General features: G+C 39.8%; 9 protein-coding genes. 5 read left to right on the forward strand and 4 right to left on the reverse strand.

Annotated features, from left to right (window positions below; all coding sequences use genetic code 11):
• The 4 genes from ACH2DQ_RS02535 to ACH2DQ_RS02550 form a co-directional block, all read left to right on the forward strand.
• Window positions 1-1,527, forward strand: a 1,527-nt coding sequence (locus ACH2DQ_RS02535; RefSeq protein ID WP_395025459.1) for an alpha-L-rhamnosidase C-terminal domain-containing protein, incomplete at its 5' end; no start/stop codon positions are given.
• Window positions 1,528-1,989: 462 nt separating this feature from the next.
• Window positions 1,990-2,841, forward strand: coding sequence for an ABC transporter ATP-binding protein (locus tag ACH2DQ_RS02540; RefSeq protein WP_394914470.1), 852 nt, complete (start codon window positions 1,990-1,992; stop codon window positions 2,839-2,841).
• A 1-nt stretch (window position 2,842) separates the two neighbouring features.
• Window positions 2,843-3,493 carry an ABC-2 transporter permease gene (locus ACH2DQ_RS02545; protein ID WP_394914471.1) on the forward strand — a complete coding sequence of 217 codons (651 nt, stop codon included), beginning with the start codon at window positions 2,843-2,845 and terminating at the stop codon, window positions 3,491-3,493.
• A gap of 238 nt (window positions 3,494-3,731) precedes the next feature.
• Window positions 3,732-4,145: a C-GCAxxG-C-C family protein gene (locus ACH2DQ_RS02550; RefSeq protein WP_394914472.1), complete on the forward strand. Its 414-nt coding sequence runs from the start codon at window positions 3,732-3,734 to the stop codon at window positions 4,143-4,145.
• A gap of 128 nt (window positions 4,146-4,273) precedes the next feature.
• Here the strand turns inward: ACH2DQ_RS02550 and ACH2DQ_RS02555 are convergent, their stop codons facing one another.
• Window positions 4,274-5,164, reverse strand: a complete 891-nt coding sequence (locus ACH2DQ_RS02555; RefSeq protein ID WP_394914473.1) for an AraC family transcriptional regulator — start codon at window positions 5,162-5,164, stop codon at window positions 4,274-4,276.
• A 230-nt stretch (window positions 5,165-5,394) separates the two neighbouring features.
• On the opposite strand from ACH2DQ_RS02555, the gene ACH2DQ_RS02560 reads away from it, so the two are divergent.
• Window positions 5,395-6,588, forward strand: a complete 1,194-nt coding sequence (locus ACH2DQ_RS02560; protein WP_394914474.1) for a uroporphyrinogen decarboxylase family protein — start codon at window positions 5,395-5,397, stop codon at window positions 6,586-6,588.
• A 75-nt stretch (window positions 6,589-6,663) separates the two neighbouring features.
• Here the strand turns inward: ACH2DQ_RS02560 and ACH2DQ_RS02565 are convergent, their stop codons facing one another.
• From ACH2DQ_RS02565 to ACH2DQ_RS02575, 3 genes are all read right to left on the reverse strand, one after another.
• Window positions 6,664-7,707: a substrate-binding domain-containing protein gene (locus tag ACH2DQ_RS02565; RefSeq protein ID WP_394914475.1), complete on the reverse strand. Its 1,044-nt coding sequence runs from the start codon at window positions 7,705-7,707 to the stop codon at window positions 6,664-6,666.
• Between the two features lie 475 nt (window positions 7,708-8,182).
• Entirely contained in the window at window positions 8,183-8,527 is a 345-nt protein-coding gene (locus ACH2DQ_RS02570; RefSeq protein WP_394914476.1) for a helix-turn-helix transcriptional regulator, read from the reverse strand.
• Window positions 8,436-9,032, reverse strand: a complete 597-nt coding sequence (locus ACH2DQ_RS02575) for an AraC family ligand binding domain-containing protein (RefSeq protein ID WP_394914477.1) — start codon at window positions 9,030-9,032, stop codon at window positions 8,436-8,438. Before ACH2DQ_RS02575 ends, ACH2DQ_RS02570 begins: the two co-directional genes overlap by 92 nt.
• Window positions 9,033-9,343 lie beyond the last annotated feature (311 nt).

Below are 9,343 nucleotides of genomic sequence, written 5' to 3' on the forward strand. Positions count from 1 at the left end.
CCAATAAAACCGTGTATCTTAAAGAACAGAGGAGAAAGTGCCGGTATTCTTCTGGATTTTGGCGTTGAAATCATGGGGGGAATCTCATTGCTGGTGTGGAAAACAGGTGTGCCTCAAGGAGTTCGGGTGAGGGTTCGATTTGGGGAGTCTGCTATGGAAGCAATGAGTGAAATAGGTGGAAAGACGAATGCTACGAATGATCATGCAAACCGGGATATGATTGTAGAGGTACGGGATATGAGCATGAACCAGATTGGAGAAACCGGGTTTCGTTTTGTGCGGATTGATTTATTGGATGAAGCAGAACTGGAAATTAAGACGGTGAAGTCAATATTAATTTATAAGGATATTCCGTATAGAGGTAAATTTACCTGTAGTGATACTTTATTGAACCGTATTTGGGACACGGGGGCATATACTGTACATCTGAATATGCAGAACTACATATGGGATGGAATTAAAAGAGACCGATTGGTATGGGTTGGAGATATGCATCCGGAGGTAACTACTATAAAAACCGTATTTGGATATGATGAGAGCGTTCCCAGAAGTCTCGACTTCGTCAGGGAAGAAACACCTCTTCCGGGATGGATGAACGGGTTTCCAGCCTATTCCATGTGGTGGGTAATCATACAGCATGACTGGTTTATCTATACCGGAGATCTGGCATATCTGGAAACGCAAAGGGAATACCTGAAAGGGCTTTACCGACAACTGTCTGATGGAATTGACGAAAATGGCAAAGATAATACACCTGAAGTGAGGTTTGTTGACTGGCCATCTTACCAGAACCAGTCAGTTGTAGATGCTGGTCTGCAGGCACTGCATGCTTTGGTTACAGAGAAATTACAGTATATTTTCACAGTCCTTGGGGAAGAAAAACTGGTTCGCCAGTGCAAGGAGGACAGGAAGAAACTTGCGTCATATAATGTGGATTATAAGAATGCAAAACAGGCAGCGGCACTTTTGGTTATGGCGGGACTGAAAGATCCGGTAAGAGTTAATGAGCAGCTCTTAAAAGTTGACGGGTCGAGAGGAATGTCTACGTTTATGGGTTATTATATTCTTACAGCCCGCGCAATGGCGGGAGACATAAGGGGATGTCTGGATTGTATCCGTGAATACTGGGGAGGAATGTTATCCCTGGGGGCAACCACCTTCTGGGAGGATTTTGACGTAGACTGGCTGGATAATGCTGCACCAATCGATCATATCTCAGATGATGAAACACGAGTCAATGTACATGGCAATTACGGAAGATACTGCTATGTGGGTTACCGCCACAGCCTCTGCCATGGATGGGCCTCTGGAGTAACTCCATGGATCATGGAAAATGTGATGGGAATTCAAATACTGGAACCAGGATGTAAAAAGGTATCGGTAAAACCTAATTTGGGAGATCTAAGCTGGGCAAGCGGAACATATCCGACACCATATGGTGACATATCTGTTTTCTGTAAAATGCGATCGGATGGGACGCTAGATGTGCAGGTGGATGCACCAAAAGAGATCGAAGTAGTTCGATAAAATTATACCCTGCTTCGGTATTTCCCAGGTATACAACCATTAAAAATAAAAAAGGGATTCATGCATGTGCTTTTTAACGAGTCTTCAGCACTGGCTTTTACAAAGATGTATGGATCCCGCAATATCTTCCAGACAGAGTTTTTATGCAGTATTAAATGTATCTGAATTTAAAAAATCCAAATGACTATGGTGAATAGTCAATGGATCATTTTCTCTAAATATACCTAGTCTTACCTACGATTGTAAGGCTTTTTTTGCATTCTGTTATAACGAAATCATAAAAGATCAGGAGCCGGCATTTCTAAAATGCAGTGGCAGGTGGCAGCGGATACCGTTTATGGACATTTAGATACCGATTACGGACATTTTGGCACAGCATGCATTTTTGAGGTATGATTTCATCACAAAAATAAAGCAAGAAGTCAACAAGAAAATAACAGTTTATATGAGGAGGTCAATGTAATGAAAGATGCATTGTGCGTAAAGAATTTGTCAAAATCATTTGAAGATTTTACATTACAGAATATCAGCTTTTCCATTCCAACCGGTTCTGTCATGGGGCTAATTGGGAAAAACGGTTCCGGTAAAACCACAACAATTAAATTAATCCTGAATTTACTTAGATGCCAGACAGGTTCCGTTTCTGTATTGGGGATGGATCATATCAAGCAGGAGCAGGCTTTTAAAGAGCGTATCGGTGTGGTTTTTGATTCCCACTTTTTTGTAGACGAGTGGAAAATGCCGGATGTGGAAAAGTCCATGGGCATGTTTTATAAACACTGGAACAGCAAAATATTTTACCGTTATCTGAATGACTTTAACATTGGCAAAAACAAACGCGTAAAAGAGTTATCAAAGGGAATGCAGATGAAACTTATGTTAGCCTGCGCCTTTTCCCACAAGGCGGAACTTTTGATTCTGGATGAGCCCACCAGCGGTCTGGATCCTGTATCCAGGGATGAACTTCTGGATATCTTAATAGATTTTACAGAGGATCAAAATCACAGTGTGCTTTTTTCTACACACATCACACCGGATCTGAATAAAATTGCAGACAGCATTACTTTTATCAACAACGGCAAACTGTTTTACACCGGAAAAAAAGAAGATCTTACAGAAATGTATCTGATTGTTTCCGGTGTCAAAGGACATTTGACACCGGATATTAAATCCCTGCTTTTAAGTACGAAATTGTCAGGGGATCATTTTGAAGGTCTGGTCAAAGCAGAACATTTGTCAAAAGTATCCCATTTACAAAACAGACAGGCGGACATTGACGATCTCATAATATTTATGAATAAAGGAGATTTTTAATATGGATAAGATTTTTAAAGCTTCTAAACTGGATTTTATGCTGATACGTTATTATTTAAAATCAATTTGTGTTACAATTTGTATTCCTTTTGTTTTTGTATTAGTATACCGTTCCCTGATAACCGGAATATCCTTTGCAATGTTTTTAATGGCTATGTCATCTATCTACACCTTTACCGTAGCGGAAAAAAATGATATGCACCGCCTCTATGGAACTTTGCCGGTTACTGCCGCAGAACTGGTATGCGGAAAATACCTTCATCTGTTCCTGCTGGGAGCTTTTTCTCTGTTGGTATCCAGTATTGTACAGCCGTTCATATTAAATTCACTGGGAGTAACCACATCACTATCGGAGGTGCTTTTTGCTGCCCTTGTAGGAAGCATACTTTTTATTACCTATATTGCATTTCAGATTCCGGGATATTATAAATTTGGTCCGATTAAAGGAAGGGTCTTCATGTATATACCGGTAGTTGGGGTTCTTCTTACCATGTTTGTGTTGGAAAAAGTCAACCTTAAAAATCTTGCATTCCTGGATGCTATTGGTCAGAACAAACAGATGATTCCCTGTTTTATTTTGATATACCTTATATTAATGATAGGGATTTCCGTAGCGGCTTCCGTTAAAATTGTAAAGAATAAGGAGTGGTAGGGAAATATGGGAACCGTTTTATTAATTGGATTACTGCTGATTTTTGTGGTGATACCCAGGCGAAGGCGATACCGGGAATATCATCAGTGGAAAAACAAGAACAGATGGCGTTGAAAGTATTTTTAAATCAGGATATAATCAATATATTGAAATTCATTGTTCATTAGAATATGATTCTGTAATATGCCGTCACATCTCTTTTACAGAATCTTAGATTATGAAAAAAGGAGCAGAAAATATGAAGGATTATATTGCACAGCAAGTACATAAACGGTACTGGGACGATGATATTAACTGTGCCAAAACGGCACTTACCTGTCTGGCTGACTGTTTTTCAGTTACGATTCAAGACCAGACCTTAAGTGCAGCGATTGGTTTACATGGTGCAGGCGGTTTTCGTGCACAGTGCGGTTTGGTGGAAGGAGCATTGATGTTTATGGGAATTTACTTCCATCTAAATGGTAAATCTGATTCTGAAATTGCCCATATCTGCTATGAATATGCAGAACTGTTTACCAGGAAGTTTGGCTCCCTGGGATGTTTTGACCTGAGACCCAATGGTTTTAGTGAAAATGATCCGCCTCATGCCTGTGAAGAGATAACGGTGAATGCAATTTTGTTTAGTTATGAATATGTTCGGAGTATAGATTAGCGTAAATTTGCTGATTGTCCCGCCCAGTACTTTTTATCAAAATGCCTGGAGAAGTATCATAACGAAAAAGTAATAGAAATTATCTCAGGAATGCAGAAGGCAAATCAGGGTGAAATGATATAGATAAATTACAGCTTTAACAATACCTGAGATTTCTTCCGATACGCGCTGGGCGAAATTCCAATATACCGGGTAAAATATTTATTATAATGAGAATGGTCATAGAATCCCAATGTATGAGCGATTTCTGTGACAGAGGCATCCGTCAGAAGCAGGCGGATGCTTTTTTCAAGCTTGCATTCAATAATAAAATTACTTAATGTGGAACCGCTGATCTTTTTAACTATACGATTGATCTGTTGTGGGTGAAGCATGAGGGCGTTGGAAATCAGTGAAATGATGTCACCGCTCTGTTCATAGATATGATCGTTAATCAATTCCGTAATCTGAATGATCCGGTCATCAAGCTCGTCTTCCCGGAAAGCATGGGACTGGTAAAAGTTATCGCATAAGAGCAGGAGTATATTGAAGAGACAGTTGAACTCATATAGATCGGATAGTTCACCTGCTATCATTTTTTTACCAAAATAAGCAGTAAAAAGAGCATCAATAATAGACATACTATTATCTTCCAGATCCAAATGAAACGGAGCAGATGAAGAATTTCCATGTTTTAATAAAAAATACTGCAGTGTAGAACAATGAAATGATTCTGATGATAATTCATGAAACAGTAATTTGGGCAGCAGATAGATATTTTTTACATGCCAGTTTTTTACCTGAGAAATGGCATGGCCGGAGCCTATGGGAATAAAATAAATGCTGCCCCGTTTCAGTGGAAAAACACCTTGGGAAGTATGGTGTAAGGCACTGCCCTGGGTAGTGATGCCGATTTCAACAAATTCATGGGAATGCTCACCCAGCCGTTCTGAATTCTCAAATGAATACTCCTCTGAGAAGATGGGCAGTGATGTGTAGTTGTGTATATAATTTGTGGTTAGTATATTTTCGCTTTTCATAATTAGATTATATGTATATTACCATGAAAAATCAATAGTTATAAATGAAATTTAAAAGATAAGGCATTATTTTACACAAATCATTACTTCATATACAAGCAATTTGACGGCGCATATTCTATTATAAAGTCAGATAACCTTCAACGAGCAATGAGAGTTCTGAAATTCGCGGCAGCTGCCAGATATCCGCTTGGCTTGCTGATCGCAGAAATGAAAAAGGAGAAAATAATATGACGGCTGCGGAACGTATGTTTAAAACACTGAATTTTGAAAAGATGGAAGAGGGCGGGGCGTTTGCGGAAACCTTTTTTCCCTGGGATTTAAGTGTAGACCGGTGGGTGCATGAGGGACTCCCGGAAAAATTCACTTCTTCGTATTTATATCCTAAGCCCAGGGAACGTTATATGAGATATTTTAATGACTTAATGACAGAACACGTTTATGAATATGAGCAGTTTCTGGGGTATGACGGAGTAAAAAGAATGTCATTTTGCATTCCGTTTAAAGGATTTGACGAAAAGATTTTGGAGGAGAATGCCGAGTTTATTTTAAAAATAGATGAAGATGGCTGGCAGAGAGCCTATTATAAAAACAGATCACTGGTAAAAGAGATGAAACCTGTAGTGGACGGTGAGGACACGTGGGAACGGTTAAAAGAGAATACCTTGCAGGAGCTTGAAAAATATTGTACCGATGAAAATCTGCAGCGTACATACGGCAAGTATAAAGAGGGTCATGAAAGAGGTGATTATTCACTCCGGTTCCGTGCTTCCGGATTTTTCTGGACTCCCCGGGAACTCCTTGGTGTGGAAGAACAGCTAATAGCATATTATGAAATGCCGGAACTACTCCACGAAATTAATGATTTTATCCTGGAAATATATTTACATTACTTTGATAAGATATTTGATATCATTAAACCGGAAGTAGTTTTATTTCCGGAAGATTTGAGCGGAGCAAACGGACCTATGATATCACCAGCCATGTTTGATGAATTTGTAGGTTCTTATTATGAAAAATTAATTCCGTTTTTGAAGAAAAAGGGAGTGAAAAATGTATTCGTGGATACAGATGGGGATTTCCGGCAATTAATTCCCAATTTCCGAAAAGCTGGTGTAGATGGATTTTTGCCAATGGATGTGAATGCGGGAATGGATATCGTGAAAGTAAGAGAAGAATTTCCTGATATAAAATTTATTGGGGCATACAATAAGTTAGTGATTGCCGAGGGGGAAGAAGCAATCGACCGAGAATTTGAGCGGTTACTTCCTGTTATCCGCCAGGGTGGATATGTGCCGGGAGCAGATCATCAGGTGGCGCCGTCTACTTCTTTTGAAAATTACCGGTATTATATAAAGAGGTTGAAGGAAGTAATGCAGCAGGCAGGAGCTGACAGTAAAAATTTCACGCAAAAAACGCTCTAATCATAAATTACTTGAAAATAAAATGCTAAAACGCCGTACTGTTGAATTTATACCAACAGTACGGCGTTTGTGTGATCATTTTTTGCCATAAACTTCTTCGTGTGTGAAATATTTACTGTCAATTAACTTTTTATCCAGGTTCTCTTTTGTGACAAGCTGCCCTGAAATCAAGTTTGCCGGAACAACATTGCTTTTGTTGATTAAATTGGCGGGCACCGGATTGTCGCTGCCGTTGTCCATTTCAGAATTGATTGATAACTTTTCTCCCTTGGCCATCTTACATGCTTCTTCTACCGCTGTATTTGCCAGAAATCTTCCATTCATAAATATCGTACAGGATTGTGTTCCGGCAACGATACGCTGTGCTGCTTCCAGCTGCGCGTCCATACCCGTGATAACCACGGGAGACGTGATACCAAGTTCTTTGATAACCTCGGCACAGGCACCCGCAATGCCGTCGTTGGGAGCCAAGATCGCATCTATTTTATTATTATTTTTGGAAATGGCATCGTATACCATAGTTTTAGCCTCATCTGGATCCCAACCAGGAACACTGGCATCCAGAATAATATCAATATCGTCACGTATCGGGTCAATATATTCCATGGCTCCATCATAGATATAACTGGAAACGTATTTATCTTCAGGTGGTCCTGACAACAGGATATAGCTGCCGCTGGTTACCATCTCGGAGAGATATTGTCCAAGCGTCTGCCCAATCTGAGTGCAGTCATATCCTACAAACAGATCGATAGGCTGCTGATCAGCCAAGCCTGCGTAATTGATGATTTTCACATTTTTCTTCTTTGCTAACTCAATGACATCTTCTATACCATCCGTGTCTTTCGGACGCATAATGAGGACATCTATACCACTGTTGATCAGAGCAATGCAGTCCTCCATTTGGGAATTACCTTCTGATTTTGGACTGAGATTTACCTCAATTTCAGCACCAAGCTCTTCTGCCCGTTCTTCCATATATACTTTTTCCTGTGCCCATCTGGGGGCGCTGCCTACGCCTAAAGATACCCCGATTTTGGGGGGCTTGTCAGAACCGCAGCCAGACAGAAAGGTGGTAAATACGGCTGCTAAGGTACAAATCAAAATTGCTTTTTTCATATATCCTCCGATAAAAAACCACATGCTCAACAGTGGTTTTATTTTTGATAATTATATCATTCTGATGCTAAGCTGTAAAGTAATAAAAATATTGAAAATCAATATGCCAAATATATTAGGTAACAGTGTTATTTTCCTGGTGTTCTTTGGCGGTGGTTCCACGATCTTTTATCCTGGACAATCTGGAAGAACCGAAAACAGAGGAGCAAATACTGACAAAATTAATGAACCGTTTTTCTCTGAGCCTGAAAGATGCAGAAATGTTTTATGAAAAATATTCTAAATATAGTACTACAGTATAAAAGACCTCCGCATTGAGGCGGGGGTCTTATCCTACTCCAAGGACCTGGTGCCTTGGCACATTTTCCGTTCATCACCCGGAGAATAACCGGTGTACTTTTACAATATGCAGAAGAACACCGGAAGTTTCCGGGAACATTTTATGAACGATGATTATCCGGAAAAAACCTTCATTTTATCTAATGGGGGTTTTGCCAGTACGCCGATATTGGGAAGTAGTCATATGAAATTCTTTCTTAAAACAATTGCAGAAATACTCAGCCGAAGAGAACCCCACTTTTTCAGCAATGAAAGCGGTGGAATCTGCGGTATTGCGAAGCAGAATACAGGCAGCATTTAACTTTGCCCTCATTCTAAGTTCCTGAAAAGTTGTATGATAATGTTCTTTTATTAAGCGCTGCAGCTGCCGTATGCTCAGACCCACCATATCAGCAAGTGACTCTGGGGTGATATCTGCATAATAAGAGAGAAATGCCCGTTCTATCATCAGATACTTTTTTTTCTTCCGGCGGTATATCATGCCTCTCAGAGTGGGGTGTATAGCAAGGGGAGTATTCCCTTGCAAGGTGAATTAAGAATTCTGCGGCAAGATGCGGAAGAAGGAGCTGACTTCCCGCAGACTTCTGCTGTTCCTCTTCTAAAAGCCTGTGCATTGCGTCCCTGGGAACGGGGGATAGCTTCCCAAACCAGAAGTTCTGCCGGATTAGTGTCTGAATCAGAGGATCTTTTTCGGGAATAGATTTTTGACTTACGGTATAGTAGATTCCAATTTCATGCATGATATCACTGGTATCCGGTATCTGTTCATGGGAAACACCGGGACCAGTCAGATAAAAATCACCTTCAGCCAGCGGATAGGTATCCGTATCGATATGAACCAGTCCGCTTCCCTGGGTAATAAAGTGAAGCTCATAGCTGTCACTGCTATGGGCATGCATAGGCATATAGGGCATGGGCCCGGAAGTGAGAGAAAGAACATGAAATTGGGTATTACTAATGGAAAAATAGATATTGACATCTCCCATTTAAGAGCCTCCTTACTGCGGCAAAAGCCTTTATTTGTTGCAATAAGTCTATTTTAATACAAATGGGATCATAAGAACAGATATAATATTATAGATTTCAAAATTTTGTAATTAGTCATGCGATACTTTAAGTGTTCATATTATATTTGTAACCTGAAATTGTGCGTTGTAAACATATTGTAAAATAGCGCCATTATAAACGCAAACACGCCGTCCAATTCTCTGTTAAATAAATCCGAAATTATTATAATAAAGTTATCAAAACAAAAAACAAATGTTGTCTTCATTTGTAAATAAGGAGGATACGATGT

This window comes from Robinsoniella sp., assembly GCF_034124845.1.